Here is a 22,641-nt window from a genome sequence, read left to right as displayed (position 1 = left end):
GCGACCCTTTTTTGGATAGACTATAATAAAGTGAAACTTTCTTTTGCGCTTTTTACAAAAGATTAGTTGAACCAATCGGGTTCCTACGGCTGGTTCGCCTTTCTTCAGAGCTTTATCTCCTACCAGCCGTTGGAACGGGGTAAAGTGAAACTTTCTTTTGCGCTTTTTGCAAAAGATTAGCCCATACTAATCAAGTTCTTACTATTTTCACTAGCAACTAGAAATTACTTATTATTATGTTTTACCGTTTCAGCGGAGCAATGTAATCATTACATAATTAGGGGGATTTCTATATGACATCAAAATTGAAGATGCGAAATATTATTTTTATTTTAATCGGTTCCGCTATATTTTCTTTCGGTATTGTCAATATCAATATTGAAAACCACCTTGCAGAAGGTGGGTTTACCGGTATTACACTCTTATTGTATTTTCTATTTAAGTTTGACCCTTCTTATTCAAACTTAATTTTAAATATCCCTATATTTTTTATTGGTTGGAAGTTACTTGGAAGAACGACATTTTTATATACATTAATCGGCACATTTAGCGTATCTTTATTTCTATGGATTTTCCAGCGTTACGAAGTGCTCAACTTACATTTAAACTTGCAAAATGATATGACACTCGCAGCTTTATTCGCCGGGGCATTTATCGGTATCGGTCTCGGGATCATATTTAAATACGGCGGGACTACTGGCGGTGTAGATATTATTGCGAGACTCGCTCATAAATATGTTGGCTGGAGTATGGGGAAAACGATGTTTATGTTTGATGCTATCGTCATTATCGTCTCTATCCTTACCTATTTATCATATCGCGAGGGTATGTATACGTTAGTTGCTGTTTTTATCGGAGCGAAAGTCATTGATTTTATGCAAGAAGGAGCCTATGCAGCAAAAGGAGCAACTATTATATCAGATAAAAACGATGAAATTGCTGCTAAGATTTTATCTGAGATGGAGCGCGGAGCAACCTTTTTAAAAGCTGTTGGATCGTATACAAAAGTGGAACGGAACGTATTGTATTGCGTTGTTGCTAAAAATGAAATCGTGAAATTAAAAAATATTATTACTTCTGTAGATCCTCATGCATTTGTTGCAGTAAGTGACGTACATGATGTAGTTGGTGAAGGTTTTACGTTGGATGAAAATAAAAACCCTTTACATAATTAAATGTAACTAGAAAAGCGCCTTAGCTTTTCTAGTTTTTTATTACAAGTCTTTTAAGCTTCTCCAAATCCTCATAAATAAGCTCCAATAAACTCCGATTATAAAAAATGGAAGCTGGATGAAAAGTTGGAAAAACATGATATTCATTCTCTGACCATGTAAACTCTGCACTTTGCATATCCTTTAATTTTTGAATGGGCTGTTTTAATAATTGCCCGTGTACATCTGTGATTTTTTTATTTTTTCCTGTTAAACGTTGAAGACCAATATTTCCAAGTGTGACGATAAGCCTCGGATTTATTTTCTCTAATTCATAATCTAACAAAGGCGCATGGGCAACAATTTCTCCTTGATTTGGCGTTCTATTATACTTTTTTTGTATGCTTTCACCATTTCGTTCTTTTTTCTCTCGCCATTTATAAGGTCTACTCCGAACAGCGCTCGTAATATATACTTCTTCCCTCGTAACGTGAATACGCTCTAAAAAACCCATTAATTGTTTTCCCGACCTCCCGCTAAACGGAATCCCATTATGAATTTCTGTTTCACCAGGCGCTTCTCCTAACAACATAAATTTGGGATTTTCAGGACCTTGTCCACTTAAAAAACCTTCTAGTTGATAAGGAGCACTACGCTCTTTCACTTGTTTTACTAAATGGTCTGGATATTTCATTTCCCCCACCGCCTTTCCGCATTACTTCTATTATTTCTATTTGTAATACATTATATAATTCAATCCACACAACAAAAAAAGACTATCAAAATTGATAGTCTTTAGTCGTCGCTACGCTGCATACCAGTATACATTAATACGAGACGTAATAATTCAAATACCGCTACAGCTGCAGCTGCTACATATGTTAATGCTGCTGCATTTAATACTTTACGAGCTTGGCCATATTCATCTGTTGATACGATACCTAACGCTTCAATTTGTTGCATTGCACGCTTTGAAGCATCGAACTCAACTGGTAATGTAACAAGTTGGAACACAACACCTGCAGCCATTAAAATAATTCCTAATAACAATAGTTTCGACATTGTCGCAAATATACCAATCATAATAAATACCCATGATATATTCGATCCAAAATTCGCCACAGGAACTAACGAATGACGAATACGCATAAAGTTATAATCTTGCGCATCTTGAATTGCGTGTCCTACTTCATGTGCTGCCACTGCTGTACCAGCAACTGAATGTCCATAATAGTTATCTGTTGATAATCGAACCGTCTTGGCCGTTGGATCATAATGGTCTGATAAATGACCTGGTGTTTCTTCCACAGCTACATTGTATAATCCATTTTCATCTAAAATTTTTCGAGCCACTTCCGCTCCTGTCATACCTGATGTTGAATAAACTTGTGAATACTTGCTATAGGCACTTCGTACTCTTGACTGTGCATACAACGGTATGATCATTATGATCGCGAAGTAAATTAAATAAAACATCATGAACCTCCATTGAAGTTTTAATTATAGTACTTCTCATTCTATTTTCTTCTGCCACTATTGTCAATGAATAAACCTTACAATCCATATCTTTACTTATTACATTATCTATTTTTAGAATGCACATTACTTTTTCTTTTTTCTCTCTCTCCTTTATACTTTCTCCATCCAACATAAGTTAATGTGAATAAAATAAGTCCCCCAGTAATTGTCATAAACCAAATGAGAGAAGGTGCAATTTCATCCTTTTTTACTGTGTGAAATATCTTTTGCAAATCCCCTTTAATAATCCCTAATTGCATTTGGCCACCTTTCGTTTTTAACATAACGTTACGAAATTCATCCAAATAAGATAAATGAACATTTACACGCTGTACCTCGTTTTCTGGCAAAGCAATCATTAAACTTGGATAAATAATATTGAATTCATTTAAAAATGTATTTAATGTTTGTTGAAACTGCCCAGCATCTTCTTTTTCCATCGCTTTTTCCATTTGAGAAAAGGCATCCATTACTTTCCTTTCTCTTTCCATCCAAAGTGGTTGATATTTCGATACTTGTGCATCAACAGCAAGTTGTAATGCCAACACATTATCCATTTTAGCTTGCTTACCTAAACCTTCTTCAGAGAGCGATTGCTGCGCCTTGTCGTAAGCTAAAGAAATAACTCTAACTTGATCTGGTGTTACTTCATGCTTCTTTTCATTCCCCTTCATTAAAAATTGCTCTGAGAAAAGTTGTAATACTTGTACCGCTTTTTCATCTTCATTACGCTTCACTAACTGTAACGAGTCGTCTAACAACCCTGTTAGCTCATTCCACTCTTCAGCATATATACGTAACGGAAACATTATAATTAGAAATGCTATCAATCCAATTAATGTTCTCTTCATCCCGGTCCCCCCTATAACTACTAGTACAAAATATGTTAATTGGGACAAGAATAGAACAGAACTGAACCGAAAAATATATTATCGTTTTACAAAGAAAAAATTCTCTTTAAGCAGAGAATTTTTTCTTTGACATCCTTTTCTTTTTTACGAAATATCTATATAAGCTATAACAAAGTATACTACCACCTAAAATGAATAATAAAATAGCACACGCAGCATGCATAAAGAACTCCTCTGGTAGCATTAATATAACTGGATCCGTTTCAATATCAAACATCCAATAATCATTACTGAATAAAAGCTTATGGAATAATACAAAGCTCTTTTCAAAATTAATAGCGATTGGTAACATAAGCGCTATCGGAAAAATGATTGTTAAAATCGATCCGTGCAGTAAAAACTTTTCATTTTTCTTTTTTAATAAATAAATTCCACCTATCACTGCAATCATAATTGTCGCATACATCACATATTGAATCTTTACTAAAATATTTTTAACATCTACAAAATGAATACGGCCATTTGTAGACATATCTAATGTTGGCAAATGTAATGCTCCGTCATAAAACGGGGATAAATATGTAATAAGCACATCGTAATTTCTTTTAATTTCATCCTTCGTCATATCCGCTAAATCAGGAATATTTAAAAAATCAATTTCAAAATAATACAGCCATTTTCCATACACAACTGCCGTTGTTGCGAGTGCAAAAATAGAAAATGCTATGCTATATGAAACAACTAAAGTAATCAATCGATCCAATATTTTTGTACCACTCTTATTTTTCTCCATGTTCTCCCCCTAAATGTTCTAACCATCATAAAGAAAATTGTTTCCTGTGCTCACGTAAGCAACAATAATATGTAATACATAGTACAGCAACGCTTAACCAAAACGTAAAATAACCAATTTCCTCTACAAACAAATGCATAATTCCATATCGTGGCATTTGCCAAAATAAATAATCAATTGCATCGTTATGCAACGTCCATACACCCGCTACTATAAAATGCCATTTTTTTATACGGTAAAATGGAGCATATAAAACACCTTGCACTGCCATCGCAAAGTGCGAAAGCATTAACATGTAGCCCATAAGGCCAATAGGACCTTTTACGTAAATCATAATCGCATTTACAACAACAGCCCAAATACCATATTTTATTAAAGTAACAATCGCTAGCGCTTCTATTAATCCCCAGTTTCTCTTTGTCAAAAAAGCAATTAAAACAAAGACAAAAAAGAGACTCGCCATAGGACTATCTGGTACAAACGGCCAAAATATAGGTGACGTTTCTTTCAGTTGATTTCCGTACCATATAAACCCGTAAATTGTACCTAATATGTTAACAACCAATAAAAATAATAATACCGAGCGTTGTCTTAACATTGCATACAAGTACACCAATCTGTATGTCCAACACCTTTCAAGCAAAGTAATTCATTCACTAAATCCTACTCTATTATAACAAACTTCATCCAACTAAATAGAAAAGCTGACTACAAATTTTGTAGTCAGCTTTTTATTATTTTTTATTATACTTTGCAACGAATTCCGAAAGCTTCTTCAGTTCCTCATCTGTACCTTTAAATACACCTTTAGGCATGGAACCTTTTCCATCTTTCGCAATTTTAGCAATTTCTTCTGGCTTTAAAGTTAAGTTTTGCAGTGCTGGTGCTGCCGCCCCGCCCTGTAAGTTGTCACCATGACATGTTAAACAAGTATTTTTTTGCATTAATTTATAGCCATCATCATTTTTATCAACTGGCGCGGTTTTTACAATTGCTCCTTGTTTCTTTGCAGCTTCCCAGTCGTGGTGTGCTACAGATTCCCAAGTTAAAAAGATAATCGATGCAATTGCTAAAAGCATAAATCCAGTTGCTACAGGACGCTTCAATGGACGTCTTTCTGGACCTCGATCAAGAAATGGAGCTAACAGTAATGCACCAAACGCAATCCCTGGCATAATAAACGCTCCAATTACAGTAAATGAACCGGAAGCATAAGAATACTTTAATAACTGATACAAGAATAAGAAATACCAATCTGGAAGTGGTATATATCCAGCATCTGTTGGATCCGCCATTCTCTCAAGCGGCGACGGATGCGCCACTGTTAAACATAAATAACCGATTAAAAAAACTGCACCAACCATCCATTCTTTTAACAAGAAGTTCGGCCAAAATGCTTCTGTTTTCCCTGGGTATTCAGAATAGTCTTTTGGAATATTTGGTTTCCGAGCTACCGGTACCCGAGAATCTCCTACAAACTTCATCCCTTTGCCGCGATGCATAATCTCCCTCCTTTAGTTCTTTCCCCTTTAATTTAGCAATCTCTTATAGTGGACCGGAAATACCTTGTTTGCGAATCATGATGAAGTGGAAGGCCATTAAACCTAGAAGTGCTGCTGGTAAGAAGAAGACGTGAATAGCAAAGAAGCGAGTTAATGTTTGAGCGCCAACAATTTCGGAATGACCAGCGAGTAATGTTTTAATATAAGGACCAATGAGCGGTGTTTGCTCTGCAATTTGAATCCCTACTTTTGTAGCAAATAAAGCTTTCATATCCCACGGTAATAAATATCCGGTAAAACCAAGACCTAACATAACAAAGAAAATAAGAACACCAACAATCCAGTTTAACTCACGGGGCTTTTTATACGCACCTTGGAAGAAAACTCTGAGTGTATGTAAAAACATCATTACAATTACGAGACTAGCACCCCAGTGGTGCATACCACGAACAATTTGCCCATAAGCAACTTCATTTTGTAAATAGTAAACTGATTCCCAAGCATTTTTAATATCAGGCACATAATACATCGTCAAAAACATTCCAGATAAAATTTGAATTACAGTAACGAAAAAGGTAAGTCCTCCAAAGCAATAGACGAATGCAGAAAAGTGATGTGCCGGGTTTACATGTTCAGGTACTTCATGATCAGCGATATCACGCCATATCGGTGTAATATCTAATCTTTCATCTACCCAATCATAAATTTTATTTAACATCTACTTTGCACCCCCTCTTGGCTTCGCTTTTCCTAGATACAGCGTTCCATCTTTCACTTTAGACTCGTACACATCCAGCGGAGCAAGGGGTGGCGTACCTTTAATGTTCATCCCATCTTTTGTATAACGACCCCCGTGACATGGACAAAAGAATTGATTCGGATGTGCTTTGTCCGAATTCCAGTTAACTGTACATCCTAAATGTTTACATACTGGAGAGAACGCAACAATGTCTCCGCTTTCATCTTTATGAACCCAAGCCGATTTTGGTTCTTCAGACTTGTACCAACCATCAACCTGTTTCACTTTAAAATCGAAACGCTTCGGCTCTGTTGTAATATCCTTTACTTGCGCAACAGCAACCATATCTGTTCCGGCTTCTTTTCTTAATACCGGATCAAGCGCAAATCGCGTCATCGGCATTAAAATACCGGCAGCCATAAAGCCTCCTACCCCTGTGAGTGTGTAATTTAAAAATTGTCTTCTTGACACGCGATGTTCTTTCTCGCTCACGAAAATTTCCCCCCTCTATCAGAAATTGTCCCCTCGTGATAAATTATATAAAAAATAAAAACTAGGACACTATCATGATATAATACGCTCATGCACAGGTCAATATCATACTACTCATAATAATAAGAACTTTCTGTTTATTGCGAGTTTCCCCACTTCTCTTCCAACATCACCATTATATTTTTTATATGTGCATGAATAACTTCTCTTTTTGCTTGATCACTAAATTGTTCTAATGCTAATGAAGGAAACCAAAATAAATCTCCCTGTAACTCTTGCATATCCTCTTTCCATGAAAAATCACTTGTAACATAAGCAATATGCTTAAAACCTTCGCTTCGTAAATGATTTGTCCATTCTTGCAAACGACCTTTTTCATTCTTTTGACTTTCTACCAAATAAGTAAACGCAGGTAGTAAAAGCACTCTTCCTTTATACTCTCTTTCCAATTCCGTGCTCAACAATTCGATAAATTCACCTTGTTCTACAACCATTTTCATTTCTTGTGCTGCCGAAATTGATAAAAGCGGTATTACTCCTGTATCAACATACTCTCTTGCTTGTTCAAACTGTTCCACATCTTTTACACTCCACTTCAAATTCCTTCCCTCCTTCACTTGCAAATGACAGAACTTTCACTTTATATATATTAAACCATACTAAAAGAGGTAAAAAAAGAAAAACTACCCAATATAGGTAGTTTTTCTTGGCGAAAGTCTGAAATTTGTAAAAATTTATTAATCCAAATAAATTCTATAAAGTCTTTAACTCGGCCGTTAATCTATGAAACGCTTCCTTATCTTGCTTATCTAACGCTTCATCAATTTGTTTCAAAAGGCGTTCTCTCCTAAATGAAAATACACTTTCTTCCAAAAACCTTTCTGCAAGTAAACGATCTTTTTCATTTACTTCAATATGCTTTGGTAGATATGGGTTTTCTTCTAATACAGCTACATAATTCGCATTTTGAAACGATGATTTAAAGTTGAGTTGAATATAAATATCCTCATCTCGATTTAAACGAATATCATGAAACGATTTTTCAGCATCTGTTGTCATAACATTTTGTTTAAAAAAGTGAAACGGTGTGTCTTTCACACAATTCGCTGACATCACTAAGCCACGCGGACAATATTTTGCATGCTCTACGAAGTGGACTTTATGCATCAATTGGTCGTGACTCATTAAATAATTCAGAATCCATACACATTCACGCTGTTTCAGTTGGTAATTATTCAAAAACCATTTTACAAAATCCTTCTTCTCGTTTACAGAAACAGGGGTATTCATAGCAATTAAGTCCCTCCTCTGTCTTTCTCTTTTCTTTTTAGATTCAAGAAGCGGCATTCAGTTTCCTTCCAACTTATGAAAAATCCTCTAAATTATATAACAACTCTTCAATATGAATTTGTGTCGGGTCTAGTTGTAATAACTGGGTAAATACTTCTTTCGCCTCTTTTCGCTTTCCTTCTTCCAATAAGAAATAACCGTATTCTTCTAAGAAGTCTGGATGATTCTTAAAAGAAGTATATGCACTTTCATAGTGTTTTAATGCATCCGAATACATTTCTAATTGTTTTTTTGCATACGCAAGGTCCCAAAGTAGTTGTGTATCTGGTTCTCCACTATCAATAGCACGCTCTACAATTGCAATTAACTCTTCGTACTTTTCTTGTCCTTTTAAGATATACGCATATTTTAATGTTGCGCCTAAATGCCCTGGGTCTAACTCAAGTGCTTTTTGAAGAACTTCCTCTGCTTCTACTATTTTTCCTAATTTCGCCGCAATGTTCGCTAACTCTACATAAAACGGAACTGAAAGCTCATCTACTTTAATTCCTTCATGAAGCGTTTCATAGCTTTCTTGAAGCATTCCTTCTTTTTCATAGCTTTTCGCTAAATACATGTACAGTGATGCGTACTCAGGGTCTAATTCTTTTAGTTCTTGCCAAGCACCGATTGCTCTCTGATATTCTTCACCTTGGTATAATGTGAAGGCATATCCAAATAATGAGTGAATATCTTTTTGTTCCTCTAGGCCTGCTTCATAATAAGAAATCGCCTCTTCCCAGTTTCCAATCGCACTTAACGTTTCTGCAAGACGAAGTGCGATTACAACACCACCCATTACTTTATGTTCAGCTAATAGCGATTCATAATAAGTAATTGCCTTTTGTTCTTCACCTTTACTACTATATAATTCTGCTAACCCAAACGTAATAACAGGTTCATCAGGCATCATTTCTTTCGCCTTTAATAGTTTTTGCTCTGCTACATCATCAAAACCTTGCATTTGGAATAAATCTGCAACAAGTAATAAAGATTGAACATATAAATCGTCATTTTCTGGAATATCATGAAGTACTTCAATCGCTTCATCTTCTTTATCTAGATCAATATATAATTCTGCTAAAAATACAGTGAATTCACTTTCTTCCGGATACAGTAAACGTAAGTCTTCAGTAATCGCTAATGCCTCATCTGTAAATCCAAGTGTATGATAGTAACGAGCGATATCATACTTCTCTTCATCATTTGCAATTTTTAATTGTTCTTTTAATAATTGTAATCCTTTTTCCGCTTCACCATTTTCAATATATGAAACAGCTTGTTCAAACTTTTGCATAAACGTCTCCTTTAATTCTAAAAAATATTCTCTTCTGTTCATTTATCATAAGCAACTCACTGTTAGAACGCAACCTTTAGAATGAGCATGCTTCTTCTTATACTTCTTCTTACAGAGTAGGTAATTGTTCAAAAGGTTCGGATATGACACCGATACCTTATCATCATCTTCTATTGTACCGCTTTCTTTTATGACCGTGCAAATAACTTCTCTCACTAATTATCAAGCCATACAAACCGTGATTTACAGAATAACTTAATTACCAGTCTTCAACCTTTATTTTTAATACGATAAAAAAGGCTCCTATAATAGGAGCCTTCACAATCTCTTAAGAATATGTTTCTTCTTTCTGTACTTGCTCATTTACAAGCTCTTTCAGCAACTCTATAATTTCATCATTTTCTTCTTTCAAACCGACCGTAATACGAATACCATCATCGATACCAAATGCAGCACCAGAACGAACGATATATCCTTTTTTCATTAATCGTTCGAAAGCTTCATTACCTGGTATACCAAGTTTTAAGAAAATGAAATTTGTTTGAGATGGATAATAGAATACGTTATATTCTTTACAAAATGCATAATACTGATTTAGACCTTCAGCATTCTTTTTCACACAATCTTGTAAAAAGGCTTGATCTTCTAATGCAGCGAGTGCTACAGATTGCGCTACAGTTGATGTATTGAATGGTAACCTCGCTACTTCTAGCTGTCCGATTAACTTCGCATCCCCAATCGCATATCCGATACGAAAAGCAGCTAAACCATATGCTTTTGAAAACGTGCGTAAAACCATAAGATTTTCATACTTTTCAAGAAGTGGCAATGTTTGCGGATAGTCTTCTGCTTCCGCGTATTCATAATATGCTTCGTCCATAATAACGAGAGCCGACTTAGGAACTGATTCTAAAAATGAAAGTAATTTTTGTTTCTCAACATATGTACCTGTCGGATTATTCGGATTACAAATCCATACAATTTTCGTTTTATCATCTACTTGCTCTAGCATTGCATCTAAATCGTGAATACCGTCTTTAAGTGATACTTCACGAACTTCTGCTCCTTCAATAACAGCATGGTGATGATATTGTGAAAACGTAGGATTCGCCATTACAACGTTTGTTCCTTCATGTAGTAACGCTCGGCTAATCATTTGAATGACTTCATCTAATCCACTACCAAATAGTAGTTGTTCTGCTTTTACACCTAAATGTTCCGCTACTTTTGTCCGAAGTTCAAAGGCATATCCATCTGGATAAAGGGCATATTGGCTCGCTAAAGAAGTTAATGCTTCTGTCACACGCGCTGAGCAACCGAATGGATTTTCGTTCGATGCTAATTTCACAATTTTCGATAATCCATATTCCCTTTTTACTTCTTCAATGTTTTTCCCAGGCACATACGCTCTCAAAGTTAACAATTGCTCTTTCACTCTCATTTTTCTTCCCCCAGTCATTTCATTCAATTTGATTACAATACAGTTATAGCCCCTTACTGTAATCTTTTATCATAACCGTCACTATTACGAGAATACCTCTAAATGAGCACTTCACAACACTTCGCTATCATTTTAAACCATATCTTTTTGAAATGCCTCTAACGCAATATGAACAGTCTCATCTGAAATAGATACGACATTCACTACCCCATATTCCTGCATAAGCACCATATGAATTGCTCCTGCATTTGCTTTCTTATCTTGTTTCATCAATTGAACGAGGCGCTCTACATTCAAATCTCTTGGCATTTTTGGATAGCCGTATTTCAAGAACCACTGCTTCATATCTTCATAAGCAAGATCAACCTTGTACACTTGCTCACTTAAAAATATGGCGAATAACATTCCAACCGCTACGCCGTCACCGTGAGTAATATTCCCATACCCTAGCTCTTTTTCAAGAGCATGTCCTAACGTATGTCCAAAGTTCAAATGGGCACGTACACCCTTCTCTGTTTCATCTTGTGACACAACATTTGCCTTTACAGGAATCGCCTTCGTTAATATATGGATTAACTTCTCATCACGAAGATCCGCTAATGTTTGCACTTCTTCTTTTAACCAATGATATAGCTCCACATCACCAATAAGAGCATGCTTTATCACCTCTGCATAACCTGAACGCCACTCTTTTTCAGGAAGAGACTGTAAAAACGGTGTATGATATACAACCGCTTCTGGCTGATGGAATGCACCAATCATATTTTTACCTAACGGATGATTAATCGCTACTTTCCCACCTACTGCGCTATCGTGCGCTAATAAAGTCGTCGGAACCTGCACAAAGCGAATACCCCGCATAAAAGATGCAGCAACAAAACCAGCTAAATCTCCAATCATTCCGCCTCCAAGTGCAAGAATTAAAGAATTTCTATCTAATTTATTTTCAAGAGCTGACGTATGAGCCGCATAGAAATTTTCGAAAGACTTCTCTTTTTCGCCACTTGGTACAACAAACGAAAACACGTCCTGCTCCACTTGTAATGCATCGATAACTGTCTGTAAATGTAGTGATGCAACAGCTTCATCTGAAATGATCATTACGTTAGATACAGCTGGCTGCATATTTTGAACGATCATTGTTAAGTTTGACAACGCTTCTTTACCAACATGTACATCATATTCTTTTGATTTCGTTTGAATATGTATGTTTCCCATTAAAATCCCCTCGCATATTCATTATGTTTCTCAATATTTTCACGAATTAGTTCCATACGATCTAATCCGAATTGTTCTATTAAAGCTGTTGCTAATTCCCAAGCCACAACCGCTTCTGCAACGACACTAGCTGCTGGCACTGCACAACTATCTGAACGTTCAATGCTCGCTGTAAAAGGCTCTTTCGTATCAATATCTACACTTTGAAGAGGTTTATAAAGTGTAGGTATCGGTTTCATCACACCGCGCACAACAATTGGCATTCCAGTCGTCATACCGCCTTCTAATCCACCTGCATTATTTGTTCTTCTTGTATATCCATGCTCCTCATTCCATAGAATTTCATCATGAACTTCACTTCCCGGTCTATGCGCTGCTTCAAAACCAATTCCAATCTCGACACCTTTAAAAGCATTAATACTCATAATTGCAGCTGCTAATTTCGCATCCAGTTTTCGATCATAATGCACGTAGCTACCTACTCCAATTGGCATTCCTTCCACAATTACTTCAACGATTCCACCAATTGAATCACCATTTGCTTTCGCATCATCAATCGCTTTCATCATTTGGTTACCAGCTTCGTCATCTAAGCAACGTACAGGAGATGCTTCTGTAATACTCTTTAATTCTTCAATTGAACTATACGTAACCTCCTTAGCTTGTACACCGCCAATTTCAATTACATGGCCCGCCACTTTAATACCAAGTTCTGCTAACACCTTTTTAGCAACCGCACCAGCAGCAACACGCACCGTCGTTTCGCGCGCTGACGAACGTTCCAGTACATTCCTCATATCTCTATGACCATATTTAATTGCACCATTTAAATCAGCATGCCCAGGCCTTGGTTTTGTCACTTTCCTTTTTATCTCTTTTTCTTCCTGCTCAGTTAAAGGCTCTGCCCCCATAATTTTTGTCCAATGGGCAAAATCACGATTTTCAACAACGAGTGCAATAGGGGAACCTAATGTTTCTCCATGTCTAACACCACTTAAAATTTGCACTTGATCCGTTTCAATTTGCATGCGTCTACCACGCCCATATCCCTTTTGCCTTCTAGCTAACTCTTCGTTTATATCATCCGCTACTAAAGACAATCCTGCTGGAACACCTTCTATAATCGTTGTAAGTTGCGGACCATGAGATTCACCAGCTGTAATATATCGCATACGTTATTCCTCTTTTCGTATATGTATTTATCTCACTATATTAACTTTTATCATTCTAAAAATATTAAAGAAATTATATCATAAATCGACCATTTTCTTATTCTATATTTCCGATAGGCCTAATTTAAATATCAATATATCATAACAGCTCAAACTTCGTAACTAATTGAAAATAAAAAAAGTGCAAGAAGAATACCCCTATTCTCCTTGCACTTTTTACTATTATCACAGTGATTAAAGCGTTTACAAATTATTTCAAAATAATTAGTAAATCCATTCATTCATTAATTTTGAGTAGTCAACTAATTCTTCTTCTTTAAAGAAAATAGCAATCTCGCGCTCTGCGCTTTCTAAAGAATCAGAACCATGAATAATATTTTTCGCAACAGTTACACCGAAATCTCCACGAATTGTTCCAGGAGCTGCTTCATGTGGTCTTGTTTTCCCCATCATGTTACGCGCTGTATCTACTACACCTTCACCTTGCCATACCATTGCGAATACAGGTCCAGATGTAATAAAGTCTACTAACTCACCAAAGAAAGGTTTTTCCTTATGCTCAGCGTAGTGTTGTCCAGCAATTTCCGGAGTGACTTGCATTAATTTTGCACCAACTAATTGAAAGCCTTTTTTCTCAAAACGAGCTACAATTTCCCCAATGAAGGCACGTTGTACACCGTCTGGTTTTACCATTAGAAATGTTTTTTCCATAAAAAATCTCTCCACTTCTGAATTATGTATGTAATTGTATATCCCCACACACATATTATCACCCTTATCACAATTGTGCAATAGTTTTGAAATAGAGAGATTATTTTATTTTTTAGAATAAACATTAAAATTTTCGTTTTCCAATATACTTTGCAACATTTTGTAATGCATACTTTGCTTTTCCACGTGGGAGTGGTTTTATTATTTCTAAAGCTTTATGTAAATAACGTTCACTAAACGCAAATGCTTGATCAATTGCTGGACTATTTTTTACAGCATCAATAATTTCTTGCATTTCACTTGCTGTTGTATTTTCATGTACAGATGTGATTTTTTGACGAAGTACTGGATCTTCCATCGCATATAAAGCAGGGAGCGTTATGTTTCCTTGTAATAAATCTCCACCAGCAGGTTTTCCAAGTTTCTCTTCTGTGGAAACGAAGTCTAAAATGTCATCAATAATTTGATAAGACATTCCTACAAAATACCCATACCAAAATAGACGATTTACTGTATCACGATTAGCACCAGCAGCAATCGCTCCCAATTGACAACTCGCGGCAATTAATAATGCTGTTTTTCGCTTTATTCTTCTTAAATACGTTCTTAAATTTTGGTCATAATTGTATTTATCTTTAATTTGTTCAATTTCACCTTTACAGACTTCTAAAATAGTATGTGATAACGCTTGATGCGCCTCTGGGATTTCGATATTTGTTATACATTCAAGAGACTTAGCGAACAAATAGTCCCCTGTATACATCGCAATACGATCTCCCCATTTCGCATTCACAGTCGCACTGCCGCGTCGTAAAAATGCAGCATCAATAACATCATCGTGAACAAGAGAAGCCATATGAATAAGCTCTAACGCAACAGCAACATGCTTAATCGCATCTAACTTATAATCTCCAAATTTCCCTGCAAGCAACACAAATACAGGACGAATTCGCTTCCCACCAGCTTCAATAAGTTGTAATGCTGCCTCTTCTACTAATGGCTGTTCAGAAGCAACTGTCTTTTTTAATTCTTTTTCTATCACATTAATATCCGATCGTAAAAAAGAGTACATAAGTTGTAACTTCATATTGTTCACCTTAACCTAAAACTTCTTTTTTCTTTTTTCTATTTTGATTCTGGTTTAATACCTAAATGCATCGCTGCTACCCCAAAAGTAAATGGTTTCACTTGCACACGTTCAAGTCCAGCTTGCTCAAACATTTGGGCCAATTCTTTCATCCCTGGGAATGCACTAGCAGATTCTTGAAGCCATGAATATTCTTTATAACTTTTCGCAAACATCTTTCCAAATAACGGCATGATATATTTAAAGTATAAAATATACCCTTGTCGAAAACCAATCATTGTTGGTTGAGATGTTTCTAAACAGATTACTTTTCCACCTGGTTTTACTACACGCGTCATTTCTTTTAATACGTGCATATAATCCGGTACGTTACGTAAACCAAACCCAATTGTTACATAATCAAACGTATTATCTTCAAATGGAAGCTCCATTGCATTCCCATGTAGAAGTTCTACTTGTTTTAATTGTAACGCCTCTACCTTTTGCTTACCGACAGATAACATATTTTCACTGAAGTCTAAGCCAACAACCTTTCCTTGCTCACCTACCGCTCCAGCTAGCGCAATTGTCCAATCTGCGGTTCCGCAGCATACATCAAGCGCTTTACTGCCAGGTTGTACATCCATAATTCGCATCGTTTCTTTACGCCACGCTTTATGTCTTTGAAAACTAATTACAGAATTCATCACATCGTATTTATCAGAAATCTTTTCAAATACGTCATGTACTCTTTCTTCTTTTGATTGTTGCATGCTCGTACCTTCTTCCAATGTAAAATTGCTTATGTCTTCTATTTATCCCTTAACACAGAATTTATTTCATTTACGTCTGTGTGATTTTCTAAAAATTGTTTTTCTTTCTTTCTCAATTCCATCATCCAACCATTAATCACTACTTCTGCTTTATCCCCTAAAGCATCTTGCACCGCTTGAAAAACAGGTGAATGTTGTTTATCAGCATACAATTGAATTTCTTTTTGAAGGCGATTTCCACCTAATACGTATGTGACAAATGGCTTCCAATGTGATAAATGAAAATGATCACATGTTTTTTGAAGGAGCGCAGACTCAATCGTTACTACGCTTTTCATTATGTCATCCGTCGTTTCATGCGCTTTTTGGTATAACATAATTTTGTGTTCATTTATCTCTTTAATTCCTTCAGCAAGTGCACGAATTAAAACAATATCACGATTCATAGACAATAAATAATAATATAGTCCACTATAGTAATCGCCTGCAAGTACTGTTAATTGACGACATTTATGGAATTCAATCTCTTCCTCGCCTGCTTTATTTGATACCCTTTCATGCGTATCAAGCGCAATTTGTACAAGCATAATTGTTACTACGTAATGCTCAATTTGTTCTATATGTAAGTTTGCACTCTTTAAAGCACCATATAACAATGCTATCTTTTCTTCATCAATAAATGGTTCTTCAATATAGTTTATAAAATAAGGATGGCGTAATTTCTCCATCAATTTCTCTTTTATACCCGCATACCCTCCGTAGATGTCACACACAAAAAATCACCCTTGTTTTCTAATTCATAAAACTTATTATAACACATACACTCTATTTTCTATAACCAAAACTTGGCTACACCTACCATTCATGTAAGCAATCTTTCTAATCTCACTCTGTCTAGCTAAAACTATATCATTCATTTACTAAAAAAAAAAGAAAAGCAGTTTCCCGCTTTTCTTTACTTCGCTTTAATAAACGATAAAATTTCACTGCGCGCTGCAGCATCATTTTCAAGCACACCACGCACTGCTGTCGTTACTGTTTTCGCACCTGGTTTTTTCACACCACGCATCGTCATACACATATGTTCTGCTTCTACTACTACCATTACACCATGAGGCTCTAGTACTTCCATAATAGAGTTCGCTACTGTTGATGTAATACGTTCTTGCAGTTGTGGACGACGTGCAATTGTATCTACAGTACGAGCTAATTTACTTAACCCTGTCACCTTTCCACCTTGCGGAATATATGCAACGTGAGCAACTCCATAGAATGGAACTAAATGATGCTCACACATCGAATAAAATGGTATATCTTTTACTAGTACAAGCTCTTCGTGATCTTCTCCGAATACTTTATGCAAATGCTCTTTCGGATCTTCATGCATACCTGAGAACACTTCTGCGTACATTTTTGCAACACGCTTTGGCGTATCAAGTACTCCCTCACGATTTGGATCATCCCCAATCGCCTCTAAAATAAGGCGTACTGCATGTTCAATTTGTTCTAAATTAACTTTTGCCATCCGCTAGCCCTCCCGAAAACCTAAAAGTGATACGAACACATTCTAGCATATTTATGTTTTTAAAAGCAAAAAGAAGAGTTCCCAAAAAGGAAACTCTTCTTCCCTGTTAATATGTAAGGATTATTTAACCGCATCTTTTAACGCTTTACCAGGTTTGAATGCAGGTACTTTACTTGCAGCGATTTCAATCTCCTCACCTGTTTGTGGGTTACGACCTTTACGAGCCGCACGCTCACGAACTTCGAAGTTACCGAATCCGATCAGTTGTACTTTATCACCTTGTTTTAAAGCTTCTAAGATAGAATCAAAAACAGCGTCTACTGCTTTTGTTGCGTCCTTTTTAGAAAGGGAACTTGCTTCTGCAACAGCATTGATTAAATCTGTCTTGTTCATGCCATTCACCTCCTCCCAAAGATAAGACTGTATAATGATCATAAAATGAGTCTTACTTTCATTTGTAGGCAATTTTTACAAATTCTATACTACAAAGATGTAGATAAATCATTATCAACGCCTATATTATACGATTCTCCTTTATAATTCAATATTTTTAAGGAAATTGTTACTCTGAAAATGTGAAAATCTGATGAAACTTGACAATTTACAACAATGTATTAGATAATGACTGTTTATTTTTCTATTTTATAATCGGAAAAACAAAAAATCCCTCTACAGTGAGAGGGATTTTTCTTATAGTATAATCGCAATTAATCCGCCAGATCCTTCATTAATAATTCTTTCTAGCGTTTCTTTTAATTTATATCTAGCATTTTCTGGCATTAAAGATAATTTCGCCTGAATTCCTTCTCGAACAATCGAGCTAAGCGAACGTCCAAATATATCAGAATTCCAAATTGATAACGGGTCATCTTCAAAATCTTGCATTAAATAACGAACTAATTCTTCACTTTGCTTTTCAGTACCAATGATCGGCTCAAACGTTGACTCTACATCTACTTTAATCATATGAATAGATGGCGCTACCGCTTTTAACTTCACACCAAACCTTGAACCATGACGAATAATTTCTGGCTCATCTAAGCTCATATCCGCTAGCGCAGGGGCTGCTACACCATATCCTGTTTGCTTAACCATACGCAATGCATCTGCCACTTGGTCATATTCTATTTTCGCATGAGATAAATCGAGCATAAGCTTCAATAAATGATCTTTCCCTCGAATTTCTACTCCTACTACTTCTTTTAAAATCTGATCATATAATTCATCTGGCGCATATAAATCAATCTCCGCCACACCTTGCCCCATATCAATGCCAGCTAGGCTCGCTCGATCAATAAATTCATATTGACTAAACTGCCAAACAACGCGATCCACATCACGAAGACGTTTTATATCCTTCACAGTTTCTTGAACTGCTTCTTGATAACTTTGACGCAACCAATGCCCTTCATTTAGCACCATTACCCAGCTCGGAAGGTTCACATTCACTTCTAATACAGGGAATTCAAATAGCGCTTCACGAAGTACATTATATACATCTGTTTCTCTTAAACTCTCCACACTCATTGCAATAACCGGGATATCATATTCTTCTGATAAACTTTGGCGTAATTGCTCTGTATCTGGATGATACGGCTGTACCGTATTAATTATCATAATGAAAGGTTTTCCTACTTCTTTCAACTCATTTACAACGCGTTCTTCTGCCTCTATATAATCTCTTCTTGGAATTTCACCAATTGTTCCATCTGTTGTAATTACAACACCAATTGTTGAATGTTCTTGAATTACTTTACGCGTGCCGATTTCTGCAGCTTCATGGAATGGAATAGGTTCTTCATACCAAGGGGTATTAATCATGCGCGGGCCATTCTCATCTTCATAGCCCTTCGCTCCTGGAACCGTATATCCAACACAATCTACTAATCGAATGTTCACTTCAAGTCCTTCATCTACTTCGATAGAAACCGCTTGGTTTGGAACAAACTTCGGTTCCGTCGTCATAATTGTACGACCAGCAGCACTTTGAGGCAATTCATCCTGCGCTCTTTGACGGTCAGACTCATTCTCAATATTTGGAATAACTACAAGTTCCATAAATTTTTTAATGAATGTTGATTTCCCTGTTCGAACAGCTCCTACAACTCCAAAATAAATATCACCGCCTGTTCGTTCTGCAATATCTTTAAAAATATCTACCTTTTCCAAGTGATTCCCTCCCTCAAAATTTTTGGGAATAATTCCGCGTTTATAGTCAACTAATACCTTCTCTAACGTTGCCTATAATATCTGATATAATATAATGGTATTCTAGAAGTTCGGACAATATATCATATAATTTTGTCCAATTTCATATGACTATTAAAAAATATCTTTTGTTTGCATCGTAAGTTGTATAACATAAAAAACCTTTCTTCTAGAACTTATTCACTAAAAGAAAGGTTCATGACTTATGATTTTAAAAAAATTGGTTCTCCGTTCTTTACTGTGTACGGTAAAGAATAGGCTGGTACAAACGGGGAACCTTTCGAAAGTATATTTCGAATATCTTCTCCCTCCGTAAACTGCCCTTCATTTTTTTTCAAAGCGTCATATAAGTCGATTCTATAATCAACAAAAACTTCTCCTTTTTCATTAATTACAAAAGGAAGCCCTTTACCCGAATATGGACTTGTCACTTGTGGCACATCTTTATATCCTAGTTTTTTGAAATCCAATTCATATACACCATCTGAAATTACTTTTTTAAAAGGTGGATATTGATGTTCATCACGATACATCCTAAGTTTTAAAGATAATTCCTGAATTTGTTCAGCCATCCTAACATCAATTAACTTTACTGTTGGATTTGTTTCAACGTCTATTAATACGTATTGATATACTCCTCCACTTTCATATGCATTCCCTGGCGCTTCTTGTATGTAACGCGGAGCAATCTGTTGAAAATCGATTGGATACTTTTGATAAATAGGTGTACTCATATCCCTCGTCTTAATTGGCAATATCCCATCATTTTGCTCCTTAAATGTCACAACAGCTTTTTGAACAACCTGTAGCTGATCTTCATAAGGAACCGCATTTTGCTTCATATTTTCTTTCGGATACAGACACCCCGTTAAAAGGCTCATACAACAAAATATTAAAATAATATGGACTTTTTTCACTAGCATCACCTTTTCATACTAATATAACTTGCTCCGTATGTAGTATTTTCGAGACCATTCCATTTACTGCTGTACAGGTCCACTAAATACAACAAGAAAAATAACTATTCCTGACACAACCATAAGGGTGTACGCTACTAACGCTGTAATCCCTTTCAAAAATTTATTCTTTATTTTATGTCTACTTAATAAAATAAAACTTACTGCAAAAAACATAAATCCAATTGCCCCTAAAGCCAACCACATTTTCATAAGCCCTTCTGACATATACACACCCCTTTTTATTAATCTATTTTTATACTATTTTAACAAATTAAAATCTTTAAACAAATACAAAAAGAACATTTTACTACAAATCGCGAATATGTAACTTTAATCAATAGGTTTTTCAGCATCTTCCACCAATCTAGATAAAAATAAAACCGAAGCTATTGTATCTCTCGCTTCGGTTGACCAAATATGCCCAAAAACAGCTCTATTCCCATTCTTTCATGGCTATCATATGCAATCTACAAACTCTTTGTTTCTCATAATTTATTTTTTAAACATTTTGCTTAACGAGCCAAAATCTGCTGGCATATTATTATTAATAATCGCTTTTACAATTTGATCCTCTTGCTCTTTCGGCACTTCACGTCCCGCCATAAGAGCCACTTGATGAATCAATTGACGAAGTACAGTTTCATCACGTAAATTCGCATTTTGCACGGATGATGCTAATTTAAAAATATCTTCTTTATTTACTTTCGCTTCCTTCTCAATATTATTAAAAATGTTATTATCCATTCTTTTCACCCTCTCCTCAAGTTACTCTTCATCCTATGCAAAAATAAATAAATGGTGAAAAGACCCATAAAATAAAAAAGCGACAGAAGTACAAATGTACTTCTGTCGCTTTTCTTTACAGTAAGTCAGGTATAGCTTCCACTTCATGTTTTCGAACACGTCCCATTAATGAGCCTACCGCATCTTTTACGTTATTCCCATTGAACAGCACGTCATATAAAGCAGCTGTAATCGGCATTTCAACTTCCATTTTCTCTGCCAATTCATGAGCAGCTTTCGTTGTTCTTACACCTTCCACAACCATACCCATGCTTTCTAACACTTCTTCTAAAGAATGTCCTTTTCCAAGCATATTTCCAGCACGCCAATTTCGGCTATGAACACTTGTACAAGTTACAATTAAGTCTCCCATACCAGTTAGACCAGCAAACGTTAACGGATTCCCGCCCATTTTTCTTCCTAAACGAGCAATCTCTGTTAAACCACGTGTCATCAATGCCGCTTTTGCATTATCACCTAATCCAAGACCATCAGTTATACCAGCAGCTAATGCGATAATATTTTTTAACGCACCACCAAGTTCAACTCCAACGATATCTGGATTTGTGTATACACGGAAATAACTATTCATAAATAAATCTTGTACTTCCTCAGCCGCTTCCATACGCTTTGCTGCAGACGTAACTGTTGTCGCTTGTCGTAAACCAACTTCTTCAGCATGACTCGGTCCAGACAATACAACAACATCTTTAATTAAGTTCTCTGGAATTTCTTCCTCGATTACTTCCGAAATACGTTTTGACGTACCAGGTTCAATCCCTTTACTCGCATGAATCCAAGTAATCGGTTCTGTAACAATTTCTTTCATCTCTTGTAATACATCTCTGTACGCTTTCGTCGGTACTACTAGCAGTACTGTATTTACATCTACTAATGCTTCTTCTAAAGAAGAGTAGGCTACGATTGTGCTTGGCAATGTAATGCCTGGGAGATATCGACTATTCTCATGTTTCGTATTCATTTCATCCATAAGTTCTGAGCGATTTCCCCAAATACGTACATCATGTCCATTGTCAGCTAATACCATCGCTAACGCTGTTCCCCAGCTACCTGCTCCTACTACTGTGATTTTTGTCATAAAATCACATCCTC

General features: G+C 36.0%; 26 protein-coding genes. 1 reads left to right on the top strand and 25 read right to left on the bottom strand.

All coding sequences use genetic code 11. From position 1 onward, the window contains the following. Positions 1-293: 293 nt before the first annotated feature. Positions 294-1,175 (top strand): YitT family protein, encoded by an 882-nt coding sequence (locus tag H6481_RS04835; protein ID WP_063546933.1) that lies wholly within the window; start codon positions 294-296, stop codon positions 1,173-1,175. 28 nt (positions 1,176-1,203) lie between these two features. On the opposite strand, the gene H6481_RS04830 is transcribed toward H6481_RS04835, so the two are convergent. The 25 genes from H6481_RS04830 to H6481_RS04710 form a co-directional block, all read right to left on the bottom strand. After that, entirely contained in the window at positions 1,204-1,845 is a 642-nt protein-coding gene (locus tag H6481_RS04830) for a uracil-DNA glycosylase (protein WP_000876861.1), read from the bottom strand. Positions 1,846-1,946: 101 nt separating this feature from the next. Then, complete coding sequence (locus H6481_RS04825) at positions 1,947-2,630, bottom strand: zinc metallopeptidase (RefSeq protein ID WP_011109966.1); 684 nt, start codon at positions 2,628-2,630, stop codon at positions 1,947-1,949. 101 nt (positions 2,631-2,731) lie between these two features. Next, positions 2,732-3,520, bottom strand: a complete 789-nt coding sequence (ypjB, locus tag H6481_RS04820; protein WP_000831589.1) for a sporulation protein YpjB — start codon at positions 3,518-3,520, stop codon at positions 2,732-2,734. Positions 3,521-3,626: 106 nt separating this feature from the next. Beyond that, positions 3,627-4,313, bottom strand: a complete 687-nt coding sequence (locus H6481_RS04815; protein WP_000414374.1) for a TIGR01906 family membrane protein — start codon at positions 4,311-4,313, stop codon at positions 3,627-3,629. A 25-nt stretch (positions 4,314-4,338) separates the two neighbouring features. Then, complete coding sequence (locus H6481_RS04810) at positions 4,339-4,929, bottom strand: DUF1405 domain-containing protein (RefSeq protein ID WP_000262838.1); 591 nt, start codon at positions 4,927-4,929, stop codon at positions 4,339-4,341. A 118-nt stretch (positions 4,930-5,047) separates the two neighbouring features. Then, entirely contained in the window at positions 5,048-5,815 is a 768-nt protein-coding gene (qcrC, locus tag H6481_RS04805) for a menaquinol-cytochrome c reductase cytochrome b/c subunit (RefSeq protein WP_000554601.1), read from the bottom strand. Positions 5,816-5,858: 43 nt separating this feature from the next. Further along, positions 5,859-6,533 (bottom strand): menaquinol-cytochrome c reductase cytochrome b subunit, encoded by a 675-nt coding sequence (gene qcrB / locus H6481_RS04800; RefSeq protein WP_000932700.1) that lies wholly within the window; start codon positions 6,531-6,533, stop codon positions 5,859-5,861. Continuing rightward, a complete protein-coding gene (gene qcrA / locus H6481_RS04795; protein WP_001290420.1) occupies positions 6,534-7,046 on the bottom strand; it encodes a menaquinol-cytochrome c reductase iron-sulfur subunit in 513 nt (170 codons plus the stop codon). Between the two features lie 137 nt (positions 7,047-7,183). Next, the gene (locus H6481_RS04790) at positions 7,184-7,645 is read right to left on the bottom strand and encodes a YpiF family protein (RefSeq protein ID WP_000872171.1); all 462 of its coding nucleotides are present in this window, start codon (positions 7,643-7,645) and stop codon (positions 7,184-7,186) included. Between the two features lie 154 nt (positions 7,646-7,799). Continuing rightward, positions 7,800-8,336, bottom strand: a complete 537-nt coding sequence (locus H6481_RS04785; protein WP_001095925.1) for a ReoY family proteolytic degradation factor — start codon at positions 8,334-8,336, stop codon at positions 7,800-7,802. A gap of 73 nt (positions 8,337-8,409) precedes the next feature. Continuing rightward, complete coding sequence (locus H6481_RS04780) at positions 8,410-9,672, bottom strand: tetratricopeptide repeat protein (protein ID WP_001168673.1); 1,263 nt, start codon at positions 9,670-9,672, stop codon at positions 8,410-8,412. A 328-nt stretch (positions 9,673-10,000) separates the two neighbouring features. Further along, entirely contained in the window at positions 10,001-11,113 is a 1,113-nt protein-coding gene (gene hisC, locus H6481_RS04775) for a histidinol-phosphate transaminase (protein WP_001264022.1), read from the bottom strand. Positions 11,114-11,245: 132 nt separating this feature from the next. After that, positions 11,246-12,331: a 3-dehydroquinate synthase gene (gene aroB, locus H6481_RS04770; RefSeq protein ID WP_000526809.1), complete on the bottom strand. Its 1,086-nt coding sequence runs from the start codon at positions 12,329-12,331 to the stop codon at positions 11,246-11,248. After that, on the bottom strand, positions 12,331-13,503 hold the full coding sequence (gene aroC / locus H6481_RS04765; protein ID WP_001269379.1) for a chorismate synthase: 1,173 nt from the start codon (positions 13,501-13,503) through the stop codon (positions 12,331-12,333). Before aroC ends, aroB begins: the two co-directional genes overlap by 1 nt. Positions 13,504-13,767: 264 nt before the next feature. Beyond that, positions 13,768-14,214 carry a nucleoside-diphosphate kinase gene (gene ndk, locus H6481_RS04760; RefSeq protein WP_000415883.1) on the bottom strand — a complete coding sequence of 149 codons (447 nt, stop codon included), beginning with the start codon at positions 14,212-14,214 and terminating at the stop codon, positions 13,768-13,770. Between the two features lie 124 nt (positions 14,215-14,338). Continuing rightward, the gene (gene hepT / locus H6481_RS04755; protein WP_000776079.1) at positions 14,339-15,301 is read right to left on the bottom strand and encodes a heptaprenyl diphosphate synthase component II; all 963 of its coding nucleotides are present in this window, start codon (positions 15,299-15,301) and stop codon (positions 14,339-14,341) included. Between the two features lie 38 nt (positions 15,302-15,339). Continuing rightward, complete coding sequence (gene menG / locus H6481_RS04750) at positions 15,340-16,053, bottom strand: 2-heptaprenyl-1,4-naphthoquinone methyltransferase (protein ID WP_001187668.1); 714 nt, start codon at positions 16,051-16,053, stop codon at positions 15,340-15,342. Between the two features lie 38 nt (positions 16,054-16,091). Then, positions 16,092-16,826 (bottom strand): heptaprenyl diphosphate synthase component 1, encoded by a 735-nt coding sequence (locus H6481_RS04745; protein ID WP_182811105.1) that lies wholly within the window; start codon positions 16,824-16,826, stop codon positions 16,092-16,094. Between the two features lie 182 nt (positions 16,827-17,008). Further along, positions 17,009-17,578, bottom strand: coding sequence for a GTP cyclohydrolase I FolE (folE, locus tag H6481_RS04740; RefSeq protein ID WP_001151481.1), 570 nt, complete (start codon positions 17,576-17,578; stop codon positions 17,009-17,011). 120 nt (positions 17,579-17,698) lie between these two features. Continuing rightward, the gene (locus H6481_RS04735) at positions 17,699-17,971 is read right to left on the bottom strand and encodes an HU family DNA-binding protein (protein WP_001043860.1); all 273 of its coding nucleotides are present in this window, start codon (positions 17,969-17,971) and stop codon (positions 17,699-17,701) included. A 297-nt stretch (positions 17,972-18,268) separates the two neighbouring features. Beyond that, entirely contained in the window at positions 18,269-19,747 is a 1,479-nt protein-coding gene (spoIVA, locus tag H6481_RS04730) for a stage IV sporulation protein A (RefSeq protein WP_000416519.1), read from the bottom strand. A gap of 242 nt (positions 19,748-19,989) precedes the next feature. Next, a complete protein-coding gene (locus tag H6481_RS04725) occupies positions 19,990-20,703 on the bottom strand; it encodes a hypothetical protein (RefSeq protein WP_000755480.1) in 714 nt (237 codons plus the stop codon). Between the two features lie 63 nt (positions 20,704-20,766). Then, positions 20,767-20,970 (bottom strand): DUF2768 domain-containing protein, encoded by a 204-nt coding sequence (locus tag H6481_RS04720; RefSeq protein WP_001289005.1) that lies wholly within the window; start codon positions 20,968-20,970, stop codon positions 20,767-20,769. 267 nt (positions 20,971-21,237) lie between these two features. Then, positions 21,238-21,489, bottom strand: a complete 252-nt coding sequence (locus H6481_RS04715) for a stage VI sporulation protein F (RefSeq protein WP_000369753.1) — start codon at positions 21,487-21,489, stop codon at positions 21,238-21,240. Between the two features lie 115 nt (positions 21,490-21,604). Further along, positions 21,605-22,627, bottom strand: coding sequence for an NAD(P)H-dependent glycerol-3-phosphate dehydrogenase (locus H6481_RS04710; protein WP_000161783.1), 1,023 nt, complete (start codon positions 22,625-22,627; stop codon positions 21,605-21,607). Positions 22,628-22,641: the final 14 nt, after the last annotated feature.

It is taken from the genome of Bacillus sp. ME78 (assembly GCF_903970865.1).
GTDB classification, from domain to species: domain Bacteria; phylum Bacillota; class Bacilli; order Bacillales; family Bacillaceae_G; genus Bacillus_A; species Bacillus_A cereus.
Note: the sequence above shows the minus strand (reverse complement) of the source record. Positions and strands in the feature narration are given on the sequence as shown.

Coding starts and splice junctions, on each gene's coding strand:
- H6481_RS04835 (WP_063546933.1), top strand. CDS start 294: ATGACATCAAAATTGAAGATGCGAAATATTATTTTTATTTTAATCGGT.
- H6481_RS04830 (WP_000876861.1), bottom strand. CDS start 1,845: ATGAAATATCCAGACCATTTAGTAAAACAAGTGAAAGAGCGTAGTGCT.
- H6481_RS04825 (WP_011109966.1), bottom strand. CDS start 2,630: ATGATGTTTTATTTAATTTACTTCGCGATCATAATGATCATACCGTTG.
- ypjB (WP_000831589.1), bottom strand. CDS start 3,520: ATGAAGAGAACATTAATTGGATTGATAGCATTTCTAATTATAATGTTT.
- H6481_RS04815 (WP_000414374.1), bottom strand. CDS start 4,313: ATGGAGAAAAATAAGAGTGGTACAAAAATATTGGATCGATTGATTACT.
- qcrC (WP_000554601.1), bottom strand. CDS start 5,815: ATGCATCGCGGCAAAGGGATGAAGTTTGTAGGAGATTCTCGGGTACCG.
- qcrB (WP_000932700.1), bottom strand. CDS start 6,533: ATGTTAAATAAAATTTATGATTGGGTAGATGAAAGATTAGATATTACA.
- H6481_RS04785 (WP_001095925.1), bottom strand. CDS start 8,336: ATGAATACCCCTGTTTCTGTAAACGAGAAGAAGGATTTTGTAAAATGG.
- H6481_RS04780 (WP_001168673.1), bottom strand. CDS start 9,672: ATGCAAAAGTTTGAACAAGCTGTTTCATATATTGAAAATGGTGAAGCG.
- hisC (WP_001264022.1), bottom strand. CDS start 11,113: ATGAGAGTGAAAGAGCAATTGTTAACTTTGAGAGCGTATGTGCCTGGG.
- aroB (WP_000526809.1), bottom strand. CDS start 12,331: ATGGGAAACATACATATTCAAACGAAATCAAAAGAATATGATGTACAT.
- aroC (WP_001269379.1), bottom strand. CDS start 13,503: ATGCGATATATTACAGCTGGTGAATCTCATGGTCCGCAACTTACAACG.
- ndk (WP_000415883.1), bottom strand. CDS start 14,214: ATGGAAAAAACATTTCTAATGGTAAAACCAGACGGTGTACAACGTGCC.
- hepT (WP_000776079.1), bottom strand. CDS start 15,301: ATGAAGTTACAACTTATGTACTCTTTTTTACGATCGGATATTAATGTG.
- menG (WP_001187668.1), bottom strand. CDS start 16,053: ATGCAACAATCAAAAGAAGAAAGAGTACATGACGTATTTGAAAAGATT.
- folE (WP_001151481.1), bottom strand. CDS start 17,578: ATGGCAAAAGTTAATTTAGAACAAATTGAACATGCAGTACGCCTTATT.
- H6481_RS04735 (WP_001043860.1), bottom strand. CDS start 17,971: ATGAACAAGACAGATTTAATCAATGCTGTTGCAGAAGCAAGTTCCCTT.
- H6481_RS04720 (WP_001289005.1), bottom strand. CDS start 20,970: ATGTCAGAAGGGCTTATGAAAATGTGGTTGGCTTTAGGGGCAATTGGA.
- H6481_RS04715 (WP_000369753.1), bottom strand. CDS start 21,489: ATGGATAATAACATTTTTAATAATATTGAGAAGGAAGCGAAAGTAAAT.
- H6481_RS04710 (WP_000161783.1), bottom strand. CDS start 22,627: ATGACAAAAATCACAGTAGTAGGAGCAGGTAGCTGGGGAACAGCGTTA.